Here is a 20,527-nt window from a genome sequence, read left to right as displayed (position 1 = left end):
CGTTCATTTTACGATCTGTTGACCCCTAGAACGCGATGTTCGAGGCAGGGGAGTGTGGCGCGTGCGGCGGCGGTGGTCTCGGGGTCGATCGTGACGAGCTGGACGCGGGGGGCGGTGCCGAGGTCGGCGCGGGCGACGCCGAGGGGGTCGACGAGCATGCTGCGGCCGACGCCGAACCCGTCGGACGACTCGGCGGGGTTGGGCGCCTGGCCGACGGCGACGGTCCACATGGTGTTCTCCAGGGCGCGGGCGCGGACCAGGGTGACCCAGTGCTCTTCCTTGAGCGGGCCGGAGCCCCAGGCGGCGATGACGGCGAACAGGTCGGCGCCGCGGTCGACCAGCGCCCTGGTCAGCTCGGGGAAGCGCAGGTCGTAGCAGGTGACCAGGCCGACGCGCAGCCCGGCCAGCTCGGTGACGACCGGTTCGGAGCCGGGGGCGACCAGTTCGGACTCGCGGGCGCCGAAGGAGTCGAACAGGTGGATCTTGCGGTAGGCGGCCGTGAGCCGGCCGTCGGCGTCGATCGCCACGGCGGTGTTGTGGACGCGGTCGCCGGCGCCGCCGGGCTCGAACACCCCGGCGATCACGGCGGTGCCGTGCTCGCGGGCGGCCTCGGCCAGGCCGGTGACGAACGGCCCGTCGAGCGGTTCGGCCAGCTCGGTGATCCGCCTGCCGTAGCGGGTGAGCGTGGCCTCCGGGAAGACGGCCAGGTCGGCGCCCTCGGCGCGGGCCAGCGCCTCGCGTACCCGCTTGAGGTTGGCTCCCGGGTCAGGGGAGACGGGGATCTGGCACAGCGCGATGGTGGTCACGGCCCGACTCTAACCGGTTGGGCACCAGTCGGGCCCAGGTCAGGCACCGCCAGACCCACTCCAGCGGGCCGTACCGGTGGCGGGCGAGCCACCAGCGGCCGAACAGCGCCTGGGCGGTGACGGTGAGGGCGGCGACGGCGACGACCGACCAGCGGGTGGGGTCGGCGTGGACCAGCGGAGAGGTGAGGACGACGACGGCGGTGCCGGTGAGGTAGTTGGTGAGCGCCATCCGGCCGAGCGGCTCCAGCACGCCGGACAGGCGAGCGCCGGGCCGGGTGCGCAGGGCCAGCAGGACTCCGGTGGAGAGGGCGGCGGCGCCGGTGAGCGCGGCGACGGTGTAGACGGTCCAGACGCGGGGGTCGCGGGGGGCGGCCCAGCCGTCTCTGGTCGCCCAGGCCAGGACGAGCAGCGCGGAGGCGAGGGCGCTGACCGCGAAGAAGGGCAGGAGCAGCCGCGCGGGCGGCCGCAGCTGCATGAGGGCCATGCCGAGCACGAACATGCCGGGGATGAGCAGGACGCCGCCGCCCGCCCACACGCCCCAGCCGGTCACTCCCGCGGCGAGCAGCAGCAGCGGGATCCCGGCGGACAGGAACGAGGCGGGCAGCAGCAGGACGACGCCGTAGAAGGCGTAGTCGGTCAGCACCTCGCCCTCGTAGAAGGTGTGCTGGGCGAGGCCGAGGCAGAACAGCCAGAGCAGGCGGGCCAGCAGCCTCAGCCGGCCGGCGCGCCGGAGGAAGAGCACGAAGCTCATGCCGAACAGCAGCGAGAAGATCGGGTAGAAGCGGCTCTGGAACAGGGCCTCGATCGTGGTGTCGATCCCGGTGCGCGGCTGGTGGGGGCCGTGCTGCCAGGTGTTGACGAGCATGATCCCGGCCACCGCGAAGCCGCGGAGGGCGTCGAGGGCGCGGATGCGGGGGGTCACGGCGGCCAGGACAACTCACCTCATGTCACAGGAACCAGGCGAACCACCATACGAGGAATCCCGCTCCGGTGAGGGCCGCTCCGGCCCGCCACCAGGTCCGGCGCAGGGCGAGGTCGGCGAGCGTGAGCGCCACCGCCCCGGCAGCGAGCCAGCCGTACGCCGTGACGACCGACGGCAGGCCGACGGCGAGCGCGGTCTCGTTCTCGCTGACCAGCCCGTACGCGGCCTGGACGAGCAGGCCGGCCGCGGCGGCGCCGGCCAGGCCGGCGAACGCGGCGAGGGCCCGGCCGCGCAGCGCGCCCGCGACGAGCTGGACCAGCGCGACGAGCGCGAACAGGGCGAGCGGGGCGGCGAGCCAGGGGGAGCGGGAGATCACGTACGGGGAGCCGGTCACGTGCAGGTCGCCGGCCGCCAGCCGGGGCGGCACGCCGCCGGGTGCCGCGCAGTCGCCGCCCGTGGCGGGGGAGGCGGCGGTGGGGGCTTCGACGAAGGCGGCCATCAGCCGGCGGGCGCACGGGTTGGACAGGAACACCGCGTGCCCGGTGCCGTCGAACTCCGCGAAACGGGCGCCCGGCAGCGCCTCGGCGGCCGGGCGGCTGGTGCGGGGCGGGGTGGTGGGGTCGTACCGGCCGCCCACCACGAGGACGGGGGCCTTGGCGGTGGCGGCCGACGGCTGGGCGGCGGGCAGCTTCCAGGCGTCGCAGACGGCCTTGTCCATCTCCACGGTGAACAGCCGCGACGGGGCGGCGAAGGTGTTGGCGGGGATCTCGTCCTGGCACTGCACCGCCTCGTACAGGCCCAGCTCGTGGGAGACGAGCCCGTCGCCGACGGCGTCGGCGAGGGGCCGCAGCGGCTCGTCGCGCCCGGCGGCGAGCGCGGCGACCAGCGGCGCCGAGACGGCGATCACGCCGGTCTCGTGCAGCGCCTCGGCCATGACGGTCGCCACGTCGTCGCCGTCGAGGCGGGCCACGACCTCGGTGCCGCGCAGCGGGTCCACGGTGGTGACGCGCGCGGGCGCGGCGTCCAGCCGCCTGGCTGCGGCGGCGAAGCGGTCCTTCAGGCCGAGGCGGGCGAGGGTGTCGTCGAGGTTGCGCCGGGCGTCGTCGTACCAGGCCACGCTCTGCGGGAGGAACGAGTCGAGCAGCACGGAGCGCGTGCCGGCGGGGTCGGCCGCGGCGGCGTCCACCATGACACGGGTGGAGTAGCTGACGCCGAACAGGTTCCAGGAGGGGTAGCCGAGCGCCGAGCGCAGGGCGACGACGTCGGCGGCGATCTCCTTGGTGGTGTAGCCGCGCAGGTCGACGCCCTGCTGTTCGAGCCGGGCGCGGCACCTCGCGGCGGCCCCGGCGGTGTCGTCGGCGGCGGTGGTGAGCCGGTCGAGCACGGCCTGCGCCAGCTCGGGGCAGCCGAGCCGCGGCCAGGAGTACCTGCCGCCGCGCTGCTCGACCGTCACCACGTCGCGGTCGGGGAACATCTGGCTGAGGAAGCCGGTGAGCTGCAACGACGCCGAGCCGGGGCCGCCGCTCATGTAGACGACGGGGTCCGGCCTGCGGGCGGGGGCGGTGGAGCGGTGGACGGCGTACCCGACCTTGATCGTGCGGCCGGGCGCGTCGCGGCGCTGCGGCACCACGAGGGACCCGCACGTGGTGCCCGGCGGCACGGCGACCGGGCACGGCCCCGCCTCCAGCGCGGCGCTGGGGCCGGGCGGGAGCGTGGGCGTGGCGGTGGGGGTGGGCGCGGGGGGCGCCGGGGGCGTGACGGTCAGGGCGAGGGCGAGCAGGACCCGGGTGATCACGTGGTCGAGACTAGAGCAGCCGCCGGGCGAGCGGGGGTTCGCGGACTAAGGTGGTCACGTGACGGAACCACTGGTCTCGCGGATGCGCGCGTTCGGGACGACGATCTTCGCCGAGATGAGCGCGCTGGCGCTGCGCACCGGCTCGATCAACCTGGGGCAGGGCTTCCCGGACACCGACGGGCCGGCGGCGATGCTGGAGGAGGCGGTGCGGGCGATCAGGTCCGGCGCCAACCAGTACCCTCCAGGGCCGGGCGTGCCGGAGCTGCGCCGGGCGGTCTCCGAGCACCGGGCCGCCCGTTACGGGCTGGACTACGCCGCCGACGGCGAGGTGCTGGTGACGGTCGGCGCGACCGAGGCGATCGCGGCCACGATCATGGCGCTGTGCGAGCCGGGTGACGAGGTGATCGCGTTCGAGCCGTACTACGACTCCTACGCCGCCTCGATCGCGCTGGCGCAGGCGCGGCTGGCCGCGGTGACGCTGCGCCCCGTCGAGGGCCGGTTCACCTTCGACCCGGAGGAGCTGCGCGCCGCCGTCACCCCGCGGACCCGGGCGATCCTGGTCAACTCGCCGCACAACCCGACGGGCACCGTGTTCACCCGCGAGGAGCTGACGGTCATCGCGGAGCTGTGCCGGGAGCGCGGGCTGGTGGCGATCACCGACGAGGTGTACGAGCATCTGACGTTCGACGGGGTGGAGCACGTGCCGCTGGCGACGCTGCCCGGCATGCGCGAGCGCACGGTGATGATCTCCTCGGCGGGCAAGACGTTCTCCGTCACCGGCTGGAAGACGGGCTGGGTGTGCGCGCCCGCCGAGCTGGTGCGGGCGGTCTCGACGGTCAAGCAGTTCCTGACGTTCACGGCGAGCGCGCCGTGGCAGCTCGCGGTGGCCCACGGCCTGCGTCAGGAGTCGGCGTGGGTGGAGGAGCTGCGCGTCGGGCTGCAGGACAAGCGCGACCGGCTGATGGAGGGGCTGGCGGCGGCCGGGTTCGGGGTGCTGCGGCCCTCGGGCACGTACTTCGTGCAGACCGACATCCGGCCGCTGGGCTTCACCGACGGGCTGGAGCTGACGCGCCGGCTGCCGGAGCTGGCGGGGGTGGTGGCGATCCCGACGCAGGTGTTCTACGACCATCCGGAGCGGGGCCGCCACTTCGTGCGGTTCGCGTTCTGCAAGAAGGAAGAGGTCATCGACGAGGCGGTGGCCCGGCTCAAGCGCCTGTCGGGCTGAGCCCGCTCACCCCCGGGGGCGCTCCTCGCGGTCGGGAGCGGGGCGGCTCTGCCGGCCGGTGTCCGGCCGGCCGGTCTCCGGCCGGCCGGTGTCCTGGCGGCCGGTGTCCTGCCGGTCGTCGTGGCCGGGGGCCTCGACCGGGGCCAGGGCGGCCCCGGCGGCCTCGGGGTCGGCGCCGGTGGCCAGCATCAGGTCCACCACGATCGAGCGGACCTGCGCCAGGATGACGTCGGCCGAGAACCCGAGCCGCTCCGGCCGCTGGCGCCCGGCGGTCGCGGTGAGGGCCTGCCGGGCCAGCGCGGGGTCGCGGCCCGCCGCCAGCTCCAGTTGGAGCAGCAGCGCGGCCTCCGACACCTCGCGCAGGGAGGCGGCCAGCGAGACCGGCGGGGGGCTGTCCTCGCCCAGCGACACCAGGGTGCGGCGGGCCAGCACGCGGGCGTTGCGCAGCGCGTGGTCCATGGGCACGGCGGCCTTCTGGTAGCGGGCCAGCCGGGCGCGGCGGTGCCAGTGCAGGGGCGAGATCAGCGCGATCTCCTTGCTGGTGGTCAGCGCCTGCTGGAAGTCCTCGATGGCCGACTGGGTGCGGCGTCCCTCGGCCAGCGCCTCGGCGGCCAGGTCGGCGTCGTGGTTCTCGATGGCGTCGGCGGCCCGTTCCAGGACCGTGGACAGCGCGTCGAGCACCGCTGAGGCGTGCTTGGCGGCGAGCGTGAACGGGCTGATCGGCAGCAGCGCCACCGCGGCGACGGCGATGAGCCCTCCGGTGAGCGCGTCGAGCATCCGGTCCAGGCCGCCTCCGCCGGCTCCGGGCAGGAGCGTGGCGACGAGCACCGCCGAGGAGCCGGCCTGGCCCACGAACAGCGGCCCGCCGTTCAGCAGCAGCGCCGTGCCCATGGCGAGGGCGACGACCAGGGCGATCTGCCACGGCCCGGTGCCGATCCAGGCGACCAGCAGGTCGCCCACGCCGACCCCGAGGCTGACGCCGACCACCAGCTCGATGACGCGGCGCAGCCGCTGTCCCAGGCCGACGCCGAGGCAGATGAGGACGGAGATGGGCGCGAAGAACGGCCGGGGATGGCCGAGCAGGTGGACGGCCGCCGTCCAGGCCAGTCCGGCGCCGACGGCCGACTGGGCGATCGCGGGCCCCATCAGCCCGAACGACGCCAGCCTCTCCCGCATGTGATCGCCGAGCCTCGTTGCCACTCCTCCACCCTGGCGGATCTTTATGACATTACGGTCACACCACGCACCGTAGAAGATACCCCTCCGTAACTCCCGGACTCGGCGGCCGTCCCCGCCGCCGGATCCGCGGGCGCCGGGAGCGCCTTATCGTCGAGGCGTGGAACCAAGGAGCCGGGAGGGCACGCGCAGGCGCATCCTCGACGCGGCCTGCCGCCTGTTCGCCGAGCACGGGTACGACGAGGTGACCATGCGCATGCTCGGCGCCGCGGCGAACGCCAACATCGCCCTCATCAACCGGTATTTCGGCTCCAAGCGGGAGCTGTTCGCCGAGGTGCTGGCGCAGCAGGGGCGCTTTCCCGGCGTCCTGGACGAGGGTGACGACCTGGCCGTGCGGCTGGCCGAGTACGTCGCCGACCGGCTGGCCGCCGAGGGCGACAGCCCGGTCATGGCCACGCTGGAGCGCTCGGCGTCCAGCCCGCAGATCCGCGAGCTGGCCCACGACCGGGTCCGCACGGCGGTCCTGGAGCCGCTGCTGGCCCGGCTCGGCGGGGAGGAGGCCGAGCTGCGGGCCTCGCTGGCGACGATGATCATCTTGGGGAGCGGGCGGTTCCGGTACCTGTTCGGCGCGATCTCGCCGGGCACGCGCGAGGAGACGGTGTCCCGGCTGACGCGGGTGTTCCGCGCCTGCCTGAGCTGAGGCGGCGGCGAACTGGGGCGTCCCCCCGGCGGGGAGCCCTGGAGGGAGTCCTGGCCGGGTGTTCACCCGGCCAGGAACCTGGTGGGGAGCCCGGCCGGGGTGTTCACCCGGCCAGCAAAGGGTGTTCACCCGGCCAGGAACGCGTCCACCGTGCGCTGGAAGTCGCGCCGCGCCGAGACGTGGATCAGGTGCCCGGCGTCGATCGTCGCCAGCCGCGCCCCCGGGATCAGCTCGGCCAGCAGCTCCGACCGGAACGGGCTCGCCGTCCCGCCCGACAGCACCAGCGTGGGCGCCGTGATCCGCCGCAGCCCGTCGCGCCAGGCCGGGTCGGGGTCGGTGAGCTGGGGCTCGGTCTGATGCATCATCCGCCAGTCGAACCCCGTCGAGTCGTCCTCCTCGATGGGTGCGCGCCCCTCCAGCGGGTACGGCTGCGGCGGGTCCTCCAGCACCAGCCGCCCGACCAGGCCGGGATGGCGCACGGCCAGCAGGTACGCGACGACGCCGCCCAGCGAGTGGCCGACCAGCACGGCCCGGTCGATCCCGAGGTGGCGCAGCAGCTCGGCGACGTCGTCGGCCATGTCGGCGAGGGCGTAGGAGCCGGGGTGCTCGCTGGCGCCGTGGCCGCGCAGGTCGGGGGCGATGACGTGGTGGCGGGCGGCGAAGTGCTGCGTGATGCCGTTCCAGTCGTTGTGGTCGGCGGTGCGCCCGTGCAGGAGCACCAGCGCGGGGGAGGCGGGGTCGCCCTCCTCGCGGAAGGACAGCTTGATCCCGTTGACGGCCGCTTCGCGTATCACAGCCGAGACCTTATCGCCCGGACACCCGGCAACCCCCACATGAGATGACATGTCAGACATTGGCAGAGATTGCCCATGAAGGGGATGCCGCGAGATGAGTAGCGTCTCCAGGGGCGGGCCGGCGGGTTTGGCCTGATGTTTGCGCGAGCCGGTGACGCGCCCGCCGGACGGCCGGGTATCTCGCCCCGGGAACCGACCCGGGCAGGGGTGGAGAAAGGGCGAACCAATGCCGGATCCGATCGAAGTGCGCAAGGTGCCGATCGAGAGCGTGACCGACGCCTCCGGCCTGGCACGGCTCATCGACGACGGCGTCATCGAGGCGCACCGCGTACTGGCCGTCATCGGCAAGACCGAGGGCAACGGCGGCGTCAACGACTACACCCGCATCCTGGCCGACCGCGCCTTCCGGGAGGTGCTGGCGGCCAAGGGCCATCCGGCGCCCGAGACGGTGCCCCTGGTGTGGTCCGGCGGCACCGACGGCATCCTCAGCCCGCACGCCACGATCTTCGCCACCCTCGACCCGGCCAGGGCCGTCCCGACGGACGAGCCGCGCGTGTCGGTCGGCGTCGCCATGAGCGACGTCATCCTGCCGGAGGACATCGGCCGGCCCGCCATGGTGGAGAAGGTCGCGGCCGGTGTCCGCGAGGCCATGAAGATCGCCGGCATCGACGACCCGCGCGACGTCCACTACGTCCAGACCAAGACCCCGCTGCTCACCCTGGCCACCATCACCGAGGCCAGGAGCCGCGGGCAGGACACGGCCATCGAGGAGACCGGCCCCTCCATGGACCTGTCCAACTCCACCACCGCGCTCGGCGTCGCCGTCGCCCTCGGCGAGATCGAGCCGCCCCGGGCCGACCAGATCCACAAGGACCTGTCCCTGTACTCCTCGGTCGCGTCGTGCTCCTCCGGGGTCGAGCTCGACCGGGCGCAGATCGTGCTGGTCGGCAACGTCCGGGGGATCGGCGGCCGCTACCGGATCGGCCACAGCGTCATGCGGGACGCCCTGGACGCCGACGGCATCTGGGCGGCCATCCGCGACTCGGGGCTGGAACTGCCCGACCGCCCGCACCCCTCCGACCTGGGCGACCGGCTGGTCAACGTCTTCATGAAGTGCGAGGCCGACCCCTCGGGCCGGGTGCGGGAACGGCGCAACATCATGCTGGACGACTCCGACGTCCACTGGCACCGGCAGATCAAGGCGGCCGTGGGCGGGGTGGCGGCCTCGGTGACGGGGGACCCTGCGGTGTTCGTGTCGGTCGCCGCCGTCCACCAGGGTCCCTCGGGCGGCGGCCCGGTGGCCGCCATCACCACCCACTGACCTCCCCGGCTCCCGGCCCCGTTCCCGGCCACGCTCCCGTGCCCGGCGCGCGTGCCCCGAACGCGGCGTCAGGGGGGCCGCGTGACCAGCGGATGCGTCAGGGCGGGCTGGAGGAGAGCGGATGTGCGGGTCGATGACGATCTGGCCCACCTCGACGCCGAGGTGGGCGAGCGCCGCGACGCACCGTACTCGGGCGCCTCCGCGCGGGTCGTCTTCAGGGCCGGGCACTTTCAGGTGGGATGCCTTCGGGCCGAGAGCCCTCAGGCCAGGCGTACCAAGCGCGCTCAGGGTCGAGCACCTCAGTCCGGGTGCCCGCGAATCCGGCGCGCTAAGGCGGGGTGTCCTCGGGCATGAGCGCCCGCACGCCGGGTGTCCGCAGGGAGCGTGTCCTCACTGCTGAGCGCCCCAGGGCTGAGCGCCCTCAGGGCTGACCGCCCTCAGGGCTGACCGCCTCAGTCCGGGTGCCCGCAGGCGGAGTGTCCTCAGGGCTGACCCCCCGAAGACCCGGGCCCGTAGGCCGGGCGTACTCAGGCTGAGCGCCCACAGGTCAGGAGCCGCTGGGCTCGGTGCATTGAAGAGTGAACCGGATTCCTTCGGCAGAATGAACTGGCGGCTTCAGAAAGTGAAGCGGCGGGCGGACGGTGTCAGCACGGTCGTCTTCGAGGCGGCGCCCCAGATGGCGTCCAGCTCGCCCGCGAGCGTCTCCGCGAGCCGGGCCACGTCGCGCGCCGCCGTCTCGTGCAGGGCCTCCGCGACCACGAGCACGGAACGCGTCGTGTCGCGAACGGCCGAAAGGCCGCTCTGCCGGTTCGTCCAGCGCCGGGCGTGGGCCCGGCCGGCGCCGTCGGCGAAGATCACCTCGCCGGGCGCGGGATGCTCGGTCTCGCCGGAGAAGGTCAGGTACGTCTCGTCGCCTCCGGCGTGCCGTACCTCCAGGAAGTCCGTGACGTGCTCGACGTCGAACACCGCCACCGGGATCGCGTACGCCACCGACACCGCGTTGCACAGGTCGATCAGCGGGTGGATGCTCGGCAGCGATCCCTCCTTGCGCAGACGCCGCAGCAGCGACTCAGAGGCGCAGCGGTACTGGGTCGGCTTGAGGCCCATCCGCCCGAACGCCCGCCGCCACGCCTGGATCTCCGGCAGCTCGCCCTCCGGCGAACCCTCCAGCCGCCCGGCGGCCGTCGCCGAGAACTCGGCCACCCGGGCGTCCACGGAGACGTCCGGCCGGATGCCCTCCGCGTACAGCACCGCCGGAGCCAGCTCCGGGAAGTCGCGCCAGATCGTGTCCGCGTGCTCGAACCGCATGGCCACCTCCAAGATCAAGAGAGTCCAGCCTACCGGGCGGCGCCCGCCGCCCACGTGGCCGACACCCGCACATCGCCGCCTACGCGGTCGACACTCGCTCACCGCTGTCTACATGGCAGACACCCGCTCACGGCCGTCCACGTGGTCGACACCCGCACATCGCCGTCTACGTGGTCGACACCCGCTCACGGCCGTCCATGCGGGCGGCACCCGCTCGCGGCCGTCCACGCGCCCGGCACCAGCTCACGGTCGTCTGCCCAGCACCCGCTCACCGCTGCCCACGCGGGCGACACCCGCTCATACGGCCGACACTGCCCATGCGGGCGACGCCCGCTCATCGCCGCAACTGGACCGGCGCGTTCGAGGGGGTGCTGCGTCGGGAGGGCGGTCGCGTTCAGGGGTGCGGTGCGTTCAGGGGGCGGCTGCGTTCATGAGGGCGGGTGTCCTGAGGAGTGCAGGCGTGTGGAGAAGGGGCGGGCATGTTCGGGATGGCGGGTGTATTGGGAGGCTCGGCGCAAGAGGAAAGGCGCGCGTGTTGGGTGGGGCGGGCGCGTTCGGGACACTGGGCGGTGGGCGGCGGCAGGCGTGTTCAGGGCGCTGCGCGGAGCACGGGCGGCGGCGGTCTCAGCGGGGCGGGCGGGAGACGCCGTCCCACCGGTCCCGCTCGTTGAGGGTCGGCCTGTGTGTTCAGAGGGTTGGGCGTCTTGGGACGGCGGGCGTGTTCGGGATGGTGGGCCCATTGGGGATGGCGGGCGGGTCGGCGGTCGTACTCGGGACGGTGGGCATGTTCGGGCGGTAGGAATGGTGAGGACGCCTGGGCGTGGTCGGGACGGTGGGCATCTTGGCGAGGGGCTGGGCGTGTTCGGGGGGTGGGGAAGGCGGCGGTAGTGTCGGGAGCTGTGCCGAGCATCCCGCAACCTCTCGACCCGGACGACGACGGCAGCGCCGCGCCCGCCCTGGCCGCCGCCCTCACCTCCTACCAGGAGGGGACGGCCGGTCCCGGCGACGTGCTGGCCGCGCTCACCGGGGCCCGGCTCCTCGTGCCCGTCGTGGCGCTGCTGACCGAGTCCGAGGTGGGCGAGCACGGGCTGCGGCAGGAGAAGGAGAGCGAGATGGCGCTGCCCAAGCTCGTCGGCAAGGACGGCAGGGAGGCGGTGCTGGCGTTCACGGGCACGGAGGCGCTGACGCGGTGGCGTCCGGACGCCCGGCCCGTGCAGTCGACCACCCCTCAGGTGTGTCAGGCGGCGGCCCATGAGCGGGCCGCGGCCGTGGTGGTGGACGTGGCGGGGCCGGTGCCGTTCGTGATCGAGGGCGAGGTTCTGGAGGCGCTGGCCGCGGTCGCCTCGGGCAGGCTGGACCAGGTACCGGGGGTGACGGTCGCCCGCATGCGGCCCGCTCCCGCGCCCCGGCGGCGCCGCTGGTTCTCCCGCAGAGCCACCTGACGGACCGATCTCCGCCTGCTGACGGACGGATCTCCGCCTGCTGACGAACCAAATTCCGCCTGCTGACGAACTGATCTCGGCCTGCTGACGACCGGTCTCCGCCTGGCGCGCCATCTTCGCCGAGGGCCGAACCGTGCTCCCTGTGGCCGTGCCGCTCCCCGCCCTCACCTGACGGGACGAGCTCCCGGGCGTCCCGCCGCGCGTGTCCCGTGTGGCCGGAGGGGGACGGGTGTGTGAAGAAGGCCGCGCGGAGCGGTGCGTCGGACTAGGGTCGCCCTGTGGCGGGAGTGGTGGCACTGGCGGCGCTGGTCGGGCTCCTCGCCGGCCCCTACGTCCGCACCCTGGCGAGCGGCTTCCGCCCCGCCCCCGACACCTCGCCTCCGGACACGCCCGCTGCGTCTCCAGACGTTCGTGCTGCGTCTCCGGACGTTCGTGCCGGGTCCCTGGACGCCCGTGCTGCATCCCCGGACGCGCGCGCCGCGTCACCAGAAGCTCCTGCCGCGCCTCCGGACACGCGCGCCATCTCCCCGGACACGCGCGCCATCTCCCCGGACACGCGCGCCATCTCCCCGGACACCCGCGCCGAAGCCAGGGAGGCGTTCGCGCGTACCCTGCGCACCCGGCCCTTCCCCGCCTGGCCGCCGTGCCTGGAGGTCGTCACCGCGGCCGTCGCCGCGCTGGTCACCTGGCGCGCCGGCCTGCCCTACCTCTACCTCGCCCTGGCCGGCACCGTCCTCGCCGTCATCGACTGGCGTACCTCACGGCTCCCGGACGCCATCACCCTGCCCTCGTACCCGCTGCTGGCGCTCAGCCTGCTCCCCACCGGCGAGCTGCCGCGCGCGCTGCTGGGCGCGGCGGCGCTCGCGGCCGTCTACGGCGCGCTGTGGCTGGCCAGGCCCGCCGCCATGGGTTTCGGCGACGTCAAGCTGGCCGGGCTCATCGGCATGGCCGCCGCCGCGCGGGGCTGGGAGGCGTGGGTCGTGGCCGCCGTCGCCGGGCAGCTCCTCGCCGCCCTGTACGCCCTCGCGCTGCTCCTGATGCGGCGGGCGAGCCGCGACACCCAGTTCCCGCTCGGACCCTTCCTGCTGCTCGGCGCTCTGGCCGCCGTATGTCTCGCCAGGTGAACGTTCGGCCATCCCACCGGCCGGGACATGGAAGACTTGTACGCATGTTGCGCTGGTTGACCGCCGGAGAGTCCCACGGGCCGGAGCTCGTTGCCATCATGGAGGGCCTGCCGGCCGGGGTCGAGGTGACCACGGCCGCCATCGACGAGGCGCTGCGCCGCCGCCGTCTCGGCTACGGCCGCGGCGCCCGGATGAAGTTCGAGCAGGACCAGGTGACGATCGTCGGCGGCGTCCGCCACGGCCGCACCATGGGCAGCCCGGTCGCGGTGCGCGTCGGCAACACCGAGTGGCCCAAGTGGGAGAAGGTCATGGCCGCCGACCCGGTCGACCCGGCCGAGCTGGAGGGGCTGGGGCGCAACGCCCCGCGCTCGCGGCCCCGGCCCGGCCACGCCGACCTGGCCGGCATGCAGAAGTACGGGTTCGACGACGCGCGGCAGGTCCTCGACCGGGCCAGCGCCCGCGAGACGGCGGCCCGGGTGGCGCTCGGCGAGGTGGCCCGGCGCTTCCTCAAGCAGGCGCTCGGCGTCGACATCGTCAGCCACGTCACCGAGATCGGCGGCGCGAGGACATCGGCCGACACCCTGCCCGGTCCGGGCGACCTGGCCCGGATCGACGCCGACCCGGTGCGCTGCTCCGACCCCGAGGGCAGCGCCGCCATGGTCGCCGTCATCGACCAGGCGCACAAGGACGGCGACACGCTCGGCGGCGTCGTCGAGGTGCTCGCCTACGGCCTGCCGCCGGGCCTGGGCAGCTACACCCACTGGGACCGCCGCCTCGACTCCCGGCTGGCCGGGGCCCTCATGGGCATCCAGGCGATCAAGGGCGTGGCCGTCGGCGACGGCTTCGAGACCGCGCGCCGGCCCGGCTCCCGCGCCCACGACGAGATCGAGTACACCACCGAGAACGGCGTCAAGCGCATCACCAACCGCGCCGGCGGCATCGAGGGCGGCATGACCAACGGCGAGATCCTGCGGGTCAGCGCCGCCATGAAGCCCATCTCGACCGTGCCGCGGGCGCTGGCCACGATCGACGTGAGGACCGGCGAGGCCGCCAAGGCCCACCACGAGCGCTCCGACGTGTGCGCCGTCCCCGCCGCGGGCGTCGTGGCCGAGGCGATGGTCGCGCTCGTGCTGGCCGACGCCGCGCTCGAGAAGTTCGGCGGCGACTCCGTCGAGGAAGTCGCCCGCAACCTGTCCGGCTACCTCTCCTCCATGGTGATCAAGTGATCAGAGCCGTGCTGATCGGACCGCCCGGGTCCGGCAAGACCACCCTCGGCCGCCTGCTCGCCGAGCGGTTCGGCGTCGCCTTCCGCGACACCGACGCCGACGTCGAGGCCGTCGCCGGCAAGCCGGTCTCCGACATCTTCGTCGAGGACGGCGAGGGGCGCTTCCGCGAGCTGGAGCGCGAGGCCGTGCGCCGCGCCCTGGCCGAGCACGACGGCGTGCTGTCGCTCGGCGGCGGCGCCGTGCTCGACGAGGGGACGCAGGCGCTGCTGGCCGGTCAGCCCGTCGTCTATCTCCAGGTGGGGCTGGCCGACGCGGTGCAGCGGGTCGGCCTCGCCTCGGCCCGGCCGCTGCTCGTGCTCAACCCGCGCAGCCGGCTCAAGAAGCTCATGGAGGAGCGGCGGCCGATCTACGAGCGGCTCGCGGTCCTGACCGTCGTCACCGACCAGCGCGCCCCGCAGGAGCTGGCCGACGAGATCGTGAAGGGGCTGGCGTCATGACCGCGACCAGGATCACCGTGCGCGGCGACAGCCCGTACGACGTGGTGGTCGGCACGGGTGTGCTGGGCGAGCTGCCGACGCTGCTCAAGCCGGGGGTGCGCACGGTCGCCGTGGTGCACCCGGCCGGGCTGCCGGAGATCGCCCGCCCGGTGTGCGCGTCGCTGTCCGACGCCGGGTACGACGTGGTCGCGCTGCCCGTGCCCGACGGCGAGCAGGCCAAGACCGTCGAGGTCGCGGCGCAGTTGTGGTCGGCGTTCGGCCGCTACGGCGTGACCCGTTCCGACGCCGTGGTGGGCGTCGGTGGCGGGGCCACGACCGACCTGGCGGGGTTCGTGGCCGGCACGTGGCTGCGCGGCGTCCAGGTGGTGCTGGTGCCGACGACGCTGCTGGCCATGGTCGACGCCGCGGTCGGCGGCAAGAACGGCATCGACACGCCCGAGGGCAAGAACCTCGTCGGCACGTTCCTGCCTCCGGCCGGCGTGCTGTGCGACCTGACGACGCTGACCAGCATGCCGCGCGCCGACTACGTCGCGGGCCTGGCGGAGGTCATCAAGGGCGGGTTCATCGCCGACCCGGTCATCCTCGACCTCGTCGAGCAGGACCCCGCCGACGCCACCCGGCCCGAGGGCCGCCACACGCGCGAGCTGATCGAGCGCAAGATCCGGGTCAAGGCCGACGTCGTGGGCGCCGACCTGCGCGAGGCCGGGCTGCGCGAGATCCTCAACTACGGCCACACCCTCGGCCACGCCATCGAACGCGCCGAGCACTACCAGATGCGCCACGGCGAGGCCGTCGCCATCGGCATGGTCTACGCGGCCGAGCTGTCCCGCCTCGACGGCCGGGTCGGCGCCGACCTCGTCGAGCGCACCCGGTCCATCCTCACCGCCGTCGGCCTGCCCACCGGCTACCGCGCCGACGCCTGGCCGCGCCTGCGCGACCACATGCGGCTGGACAAGAAGAACCGCGGCGCCAAGCAGCGTTTCGTGGTCCTCGACGGGCTGGCCCAGCCGGGCCGCCTGGAGGACCCGTCGGAGGAGCTGCTCGAAGCCGCCTACCAGGAGATCTCCCGCTGACACCGTCATGAGACATCACGGTTCCTTCGTCGCGCTCGGCGACAGCTTCACCGAGGGGCTCAACGACCCCGGCCCCGACGGCCGCTTCCGCGGCTGGGCCGACCGGGTCGCCGAGCGCCTGGCCGAGGACAATCCCTCCTTCCGCTACGCCAACCTCGCGGTGCGCGGCAAGCTGCTCGACCAGATCGTCGAGGAGCAGGTGCCGCAGGCCGTCGCGATGGCGCCCGACCTGGTGAGCCTGTGCGCCGGGGGCAACGACCTGCTGCGGCCGGGCAGCGACCCCGACGTCATGGCCAAGACCCTCGCCCGGGCCGTGCGCGACCTGCGGACGTGCGGGGCCGACGTGCTGCTGTTCACGGGCGTCGATCCGCGCGACACGCCGCTGATGCGGCGTCTGCGCGGCCGGTTCGCGATCTTCTACCTGCACATCCGCTCGATCGCCGACCTGTACGGGTGCAGGCTGGTCGACCAGTGGTCGATGCAGGGGCTGCGCGACTGGCGGGCCTGGAGCGAGGACCGGCTGCACATGAACGAGGACGGCCATCGGCTGGTCGCGGCCCGCGTGCTCGACGTGCTGGGCGTGCCGTTCGACGACTGGCGCAAGGTGTGGCCGGAGCGCACCACCGACCCCCGGGCGCGGCGGCGCGAGGACGCGCAGTGGGTGCGCGAGTACCTGGTGCCGTGGGTGGGGCGCCGCCTGCGCGGCACCTCCTCGGGCGACGGGCTCGACCCGAAGCGGCCCGAGCTCGCGCCCTGGGCTCCTGACGTTCCCTGAGGGCCTTTCGAGGCTCCCCGGGCGTCCCCGTGCGGGTCGCCGCACGGGGCTGAGGACCTTTCGGGGCGGAAGTACGAGACGGGCGGGGGTCGCCTGGCGCACGGTCGGTGCCTCCAGGGGAGGGACTTCCGGAGGAAGGGCGGGCGTCCCCGAGGCGGGCGGATGCGGTCCTGAGCCCCTGGGAGAGTGCGCGTTTCCGGGGGAAGGGCGAACGCCGCTGCCGAGCCCTGGGAGAGCGCGCGTCCCGGTAGGGGGAAGGGAGATCCGGCGCAGGGCGTCGCCGCGCGTGGGCCGGAGGCGATGGTGCCGCAGGCCGGTCAGGCATGCCGGCGAGGCCGCGGCCGCCCGCTGCGGGCGAGTGCCCGCGGCCTGCTGCCGAGCAGGCGGCTGATCGGCAACGGCGATCCAGCCGCGGCCAGGAGCTCAGGACGTCGTCAGGACGGCTCGGTGGACAGGCGCTTGAGGGCGGCGCGGGGGACGGCCGGGTCGGTGGTGCGCCAGAACGGCGGCAGCGACCCGAGCAGGAAACCGCTGTAGCGGGCCGTGGCCAGCCGGGGGTCGAGCACCGCGATGACGCCCTTGTCGTGCTGCGAGCGCAGCAGCCGCCCCGTGCCCTGGGCGAGCAGGAGCGCGGCGTGGGTGGCGGCGACCGACATGAACCCGTTGCCGCCCTTGGCCGCCACGTGGCGCTGCCGGGCGGAGGTCAGCGGGTCGTCCGGGCGCGGGAAGGGCACCCGGTCGATGATCACCAGCCGGAGCGACGGCCCCGGCACGTCCACGCCCTGCCACAGCGACAGCGTGCCGAACAGGCACGTCGGCTCGTCCTCGGCGAACTGCTTGACCAGCAGCATCGTCGAGTCGTCGCCCTGGCACAGCAGCGGCACGTCCAGCCGGTCGCGCAGCGCCTCGGTGGCGGCCTTGGCGGCCCGCATCGAGGAGAACAGGCCCAGCGTCCGCCCCCCGGCCGCCTTGATCAGCTCGGTGATCTCGTCGAGGTATGCCTGGGGGAGCCCGTCGCGGCCCGGCTGGGGGAGGTGCTTGGCGACGTACAGGATGCCCGCGCGCTGGTGGTCGAACGGCGAGCCCACGTCGATGCCCTGCCACTCGCCGGCCTTGACCGGCTCGGCGGCGGAGGCGTCGGCGCCGCCCGCGCCCGGGCCGCCGGCGCCCGGGCCGCTCGCGCTGGGGCCGGCCAGGCCCCACTGGCGGGCCATGCCGTCGAAGGTGCCGCCGAGGGCCAGCGTGGCCGAGGTGAGCACCACCGTGCGGTCACCGAACAGCCGCTCGCGCAGCATGCCGGCCACGCCCAGCGGCGCGACGCGCAGCGTGGGCGGGCGCCGGTCGCTGCCCGCGTCGAGCCAGACCACCTCGGCCCGGTCGGCCTCCGTGGCGTGGCCGTAGGCCTCCAGCATGCGCACGGCCGTGTCGTGCACCTCGTCCAGCGCCGTGAAGGCGGCCTTGCGCTGTCCGGCGCGGTCGGGGTCGTCCTTGTCGGCGCCGCGCGGCCCGAGCGCGGTGACGCAGCGCGCCGCGGCGTCGCGCACCAGCGCCAGCGTCATCCCGAGCACCTGCGGCAGCTCGTCGACGCGGCCCGCGGGCGCGGCGGCCAGCAGCGCCTTGAGGTCCTCGCCGGCCTCCATGAGCTGGTCGGCGATCGGCTGCTCGATGAGCCGCGCCACCCGTCGTACGGCCAGCGTGACCGACGTCTCCGACAGCTCCCCGGTCACCACGGACGTCACCCGGTCGACCAGCTCGTGGGCCTCGTCGACCACGACCGTGTCGTGCTCGGGCAGCACCGGCAGCTCGCCCATGGCGTCGATGGCCAGCAGCGCGTGGTTGGTGACGACGACGTCCACCTCGCCGGCGCGGGCGCGGGCCATCTCGGCGAAGCACTCGGCGCCGCTGGGGCAGCGGCTGGCGCCCAGGCACTCCTGGGCGCTGACGGAGAACTGCCGCCACGCCTGCTCGCTGACGCCGGGGACCAGCTCGTCGCGGTCGCCGGTCTCGGTCTCCTCGGCCCATTCCTGGATGCGCTGGACCATGCGGCCCGTGGCGCTGACCTCGCGCGGGTCGAAGAGCTGGTCCTGCTCGTCCTCCTCGGGCCAGCCGGCGGTCGCCTTGTAGCGGCACAGGTAGTTGCGCCGGCCCTTGAGGATGGCGAACGTCGGCTCGTGCGGCAGCTCCTTGGCCAGCGCCTCGGACAGGCGCGGCAGGTCGCGGTCGACGAGCTGGCGCTGCAGCGCGATGGTCGCCGTGGAGATCACCACGGGCTTGTCGGTGTCCATGGCGTGCCGGATCGAGGGGACCAGGTAGGCCAGCGACTTGCCGGTGCCCGTGCCGGCCTGGACCGCGAGGTGCTCCTTGCGGTCGATGGCCCGCTGGACGGCGTTGACCATGGTGATCTGCCCCTGCCGCTCGCTCCCTCCGAGAGCGTTGACCGCGATGCTGAGCAGTTCGTCCACTGCGGGGAGATGGGAGTCCGGCACGGCACTAAACGCTACCCGCATTCGCGGGTCCCCGGCGCCGAACGCGGTGTGATCGGCCATGCGCATCCCGGCGTTCGCGGGACACACCCGGCGGCCCGCATGGCACACTGAACGACCGGGACTCCAACTGGTCTTCCTCCTGTGACCAGATGGGTCCAGGATGGGGATGGTGAATCCGGTAAATCCGGTTAAGTAGAGTTATCCGGGGTTGAGTGGACGAATAAGGGCTGGTTATCGCAGGATGTCCCCTATGTCGGAAGTTGTCCCGTTGCCGTCGTTCGGCGAAGTGTTCTTCGATGCCCGGGGGCAGGAGCGGTGTCTCCGGGTCACCTGGCACGAGGGCACCCTCGTTCTCAGCCTCTGGCGGGGAGAGATGTGCACCGCCAGCTTCCGCATGCCGATGGACGACGTCGGACGTCTCCTCGACACCCTCGACGACGGCTACGCGGAGGCCAGCGGCGAGCAGCCCGCCGCGCCGGCCGAGCAGGACCCGGGCACCGAGGTGATCCCCGGCACCGGCCAGTACCAGCGGCCCCAGAACCTCACGCCGCCGCCGGTCCCGCAGCAGCCCGAGGAACGCCCCACGGCCACCCTGTCGCCCACCGACGTGCTGGTCGCGCGCGGCACCCCGCCGCGGCAGGACAAGCTGGTGGCCTCCTACAGCGAGCCGCCCGCCCAGCGCGACCCCTACACCGACTCCTCGGCGGGCCAGTACGGCGACCCCTCCCCGTACGGCGACCCCTCCTACGGCGACTCCTCCGCGTACAGTGACTCCTCCGCGTACGGCGACTCCTCCGCGTACGGCGACTCCTCGCCCTACGCCGACACCTCGTCCGCCCGGCGTGATGCCTACGCCGACCCCGGCCAGTACGCCGACTCCTCCCCGTACGCCGACACCTCGGCCGGCCAGTACGGCGAGCGGCCGCCCTTCTCCGGCCCCCAGTACGCCGACCCGTCCGCCGGCCGCTCCCCCTCCGGCCAGCAGTACGCCGACCCGCAGCGGCAGGAGCCGTTCACCGGCCCCCAGTACGTGGACGACACCCCGAGCGGCCCGCAGTACAGCCTCGACCCCGATCCCTTCTCAGGCCCGCACCCGGTCGCCGGTGAGCCCCGATACCAGCTTCCCCGCGAACGGCAGGCGCCGCCCCACTCCACCGACCCGCTCGGCTTCCCCTCGCAGGCGTCCGACCCGTTCGGCGGGCGGGCACCGGACCGGCACGGCCGTGACCGCTACGCCCACGACGACCTCGGCTACCAGCAGCAGGGGCGTGCCGCCGCGCCCGAGGCCGACCTCGGCGCCGCCGGGCTCGGCACGCCGATGCACGGCATCCCCGGCGCCGGGCGCCGCCGCTCCATGCCGCAGCGGGCCGCCGCCCGCCGGGCCGAGCCGGAGCCGTACCGGCAGCAGGAGCCGTACCAGAGCGGCGACTCCTACCGGGTGCGCGACGGCTACGCCTCGCTGGACCAGCCCGCCCCGGCCCGCGACTACTCCGGCCAGGACTACCCGGCCTACCCGCCGCCCGCCAACCCGGTGGACCCGCTGCTCGCGCTGGGTACGCCCGAGCAGGGCCAGGCGTACCGGCACGACGACCCGCTGTCGCGCCCGTACGTCGGGGACCCCATGTTCTCCACGGGCGAGCGCCTGCGCCCGGACCAGCAGCACGACGACCGGGACAATCGCCGCGACTGGTGAACCCCGCCCCTGAGCGGGCGGTCCGGGCGGGAGGCAGGTGACCTGGTCGCGGCCGGGCACGGCATGATGGAGGCGGCGCGTCCCCCGGCGGGGAGGCCGTCCCCGCGGTGGGTCGTCCCAGTGGTGCGGCTGTCCCAGTGGTGCGGCTGTTCCAGTGGTGGGTC

At 74.1% G+C, this 20,527-nt stretch carries 17 protein-coding genes; 10 read left to right on the top strand and 7 right to left on the bottom strand.

What is annotated here, in order from left to right:
* Positions 1-8 precede the first annotated feature (8 nt).
* Genes HT134_RS29735 through HT134_RS29725 form a run of 3 tightly spaced genes read right to left on the bottom strand, consistent with a single transcriptional unit; the run spans position 9 to position 3,523 of the window.
* On the bottom strand, positions 9-806 hold the full coding sequence (locus tag HT134_RS29735; protein ID WP_175603751.1) for a carbon-nitrogen hydrolase family protein: 798 nt from the start codon (positions 804-806) through the stop codon (positions 9-11).
* Positions 766-1,728 carry a DUF418 domain-containing protein gene (locus HT134_RS47810; protein ID WP_175603750.1) on the bottom strand — a complete coding sequence of 321 codons (963 nt, stop codon included), beginning with the start codon at positions 1,726-1,728 and terminating at the stop codon, positions 766-768. Before HT134_RS47810 ends, HT134_RS29735 begins: the two co-directional genes overlap by 41 nt.
* 25 nt (positions 1,729-1,753) lie before the next feature.
* On the bottom strand, positions 1,754-3,523 hold the full coding sequence (locus HT134_RS29725) for an alpha/beta hydrolase (protein ID WP_175603749.1): 1,770 nt from the start codon (positions 3,521-3,523) through the stop codon (positions 1,754-1,756).
* Between the two features lie 58 nt (positions 3,524-3,581).
* Here HT134_RS29725 and HT134_RS29720 point away from each other — a divergent pair, with 58 nt between their 5' ends.
* Positions 3,582-4,748: a pyridoxal phosphate-dependent aminotransferase gene (locus tag HT134_RS29720; protein ID WP_175603748.1), complete on the top strand. Its 1,167-nt coding sequence runs from the start codon at positions 3,582-3,584 to the stop codon at positions 4,746-4,748.
* 6 nt (positions 4,749-4,754) lie between these two features.
* Here the strand turns inward: HT134_RS29720 and HT134_RS29715 are convergent, their stop codons facing one another.
* Entirely contained in the window at positions 4,755-5,924 is a 1,170-nt protein-coding gene (locus HT134_RS29715; protein WP_175603747.1) for an FUSC family protein, read from the bottom strand.
* A 160-nt stretch (positions 5,925-6,084) separates the two neighbouring features.
* On the opposite strand from HT134_RS29715, the gene HT134_RS29710 reads away from it, so the two are divergent.
* Positions 6,085-6,624 carry a TetR/AcrR family transcriptional regulator gene (locus HT134_RS29710; protein WP_175603746.1) on the top strand — a complete coding sequence of 180 codons (540 nt, stop codon included), beginning with the start codon at positions 6,085-6,087 and terminating at the stop codon, positions 6,622-6,624.
* A gap of 125 nt (positions 6,625-6,749) precedes the next feature.
* Here HT134_RS29710 and HT134_RS29705 read toward each other — a convergent pair whose 3' ends face one another.
* Positions 6,750-7,418, bottom strand: a complete 669-nt coding sequence (locus tag HT134_RS29705; RefSeq protein ID WP_175603745.1) for an alpha/beta fold hydrolase — start codon at positions 7,416-7,418, stop codon at positions 6,750-6,752.
* A gap of 226 nt (positions 7,419-7,644) precedes the next feature.
* On the opposite strand from HT134_RS29705, the gene bar reads away from it, so the two are divergent.
* A complete protein-coding gene (gene bar / locus HT134_RS29700; RefSeq protein ID WP_175603744.1) occupies positions 7,645-8,739 on the top strand; it encodes a barbiturase in 1,095 nt (364 codons plus the stop codon).
* 615 nt (positions 8,740-9,354) lie between these two features.
* On the opposite strand, the gene HT134_RS29695 is transcribed toward bar, so the two are convergent.
* On the bottom strand, positions 9,355-10,065 hold the full coding sequence (locus tag HT134_RS29695; protein WP_246365756.1) for a B3/B4 domain-containing protein: 711 nt from the start codon (positions 10,063-10,065) through the stop codon (positions 9,355-9,357).
* 881 nt (positions 10,066-10,946) lie between these two features.
* On the opposite strand from HT134_RS29695, the gene HT134_RS29690 reads away from it, so the two are divergent.
* The 6 genes from HT134_RS29690 (at position 10,947) to HT134_RS29665 (ending at position 16,184) form a co-directional block, all read left to right on the top strand.
* Positions 10,947-11,489, top strand: a complete 543-nt coding sequence (locus HT134_RS29690) for an SseB family protein (RefSeq protein WP_175603743.1) — start codon at positions 10,947-10,949, stop codon at positions 11,487-11,489.
* Positions 11,490-11,767: 278 nt separating this feature from the next.
* Positions 11,768-12,613 carry a prepilin peptidase gene (locus HT134_RS47805; protein ID WP_175603742.1) on the top strand — a complete coding sequence of 282 codons (846 nt, stop codon included), beginning with the start codon at positions 11,768-11,770 and terminating at the stop codon, positions 12,611-12,613.
* A gap of 44 nt (positions 12,614-12,657) precedes the next feature.
* Positions 12,658-13,839, top strand: a complete 1,182-nt coding sequence (gene aroC / locus HT134_RS29680) for a chorismate synthase (protein ID WP_217708522.1) — start codon at positions 12,658-12,660, stop codon at positions 13,837-13,839.
* On the top strand, positions 13,836-14,336 hold the full coding sequence (locus HT134_RS29675) for a shikimate kinase (protein ID WP_312888528.1): 501 nt from the start codon (positions 13,836-13,838) through the stop codon (positions 14,334-14,336). The genes aroC and HT134_RS29675 overlap by 4 nt, the downstream gene beginning before the upstream one ends.
* Complete coding sequence (gene aroB, locus HT134_RS29670; RefSeq protein WP_175603741.1) at positions 14,333-15,409, top strand: 3-dehydroquinate synthase; 1,077 nt, start codon at positions 14,333-14,335, stop codon at positions 15,407-15,409. Before HT134_RS29675 ends, aroB begins: the two co-directional genes overlap by 4 nt.
* Before the next feature lie 7 nt (positions 15,410-15,416).
* On the top strand, positions 15,417-16,184 hold the full coding sequence (locus HT134_RS29665; protein ID WP_175603740.1) for an SGNH/GDSL hydrolase family protein: 768 nt from the start codon (positions 15,417-15,419) through the stop codon (positions 16,182-16,184).
* Positions 16,185-16,618: 434 nt separating this feature from the next.
* Here HT134_RS29665 and HT134_RS29660 read toward each other — a convergent pair whose 3' ends face one another.
* Positions 16,619-18,691 carry an ATP-dependent DNA helicase gene (locus HT134_RS29660; protein WP_175603739.1) on the bottom strand — a complete coding sequence of 691 codons (2,073 nt, stop codon included), beginning with the start codon at positions 18,689-18,691 and terminating at the stop codon, positions 16,619-16,621.
* A gap of 229 nt (positions 18,692-18,920) precedes the next feature.
* Here HT134_RS29660 and HT134_RS29655 point away from each other — a divergent pair, with 229 nt between their 5' ends.
* Complete coding sequence (locus HT134_RS29655) at positions 18,921-20,363, top strand: chromosomal replication initiator protein DnaA (protein WP_175603738.1); 1,443 nt, start codon at positions 18,921-18,923, stop codon at positions 20,361-20,363.
* Positions 20,364-20,527: the final 164 nt, after the last annotated feature.

The organism is Nonomuraea rhodomycinica (genome assembly GCF_013363995.1).
GTDB classification, from domain to species: domain Bacteria; phylum Actinomycetota; class Actinomycetes; order Streptosporangiales; family Streptosporangiaceae; genus Nonomuraea; species Nonomuraea rhodomycinica.
Note: the sequence above shows the minus strand (reverse complement) of the source record. Positions and strands in the feature narration are given on the sequence as shown.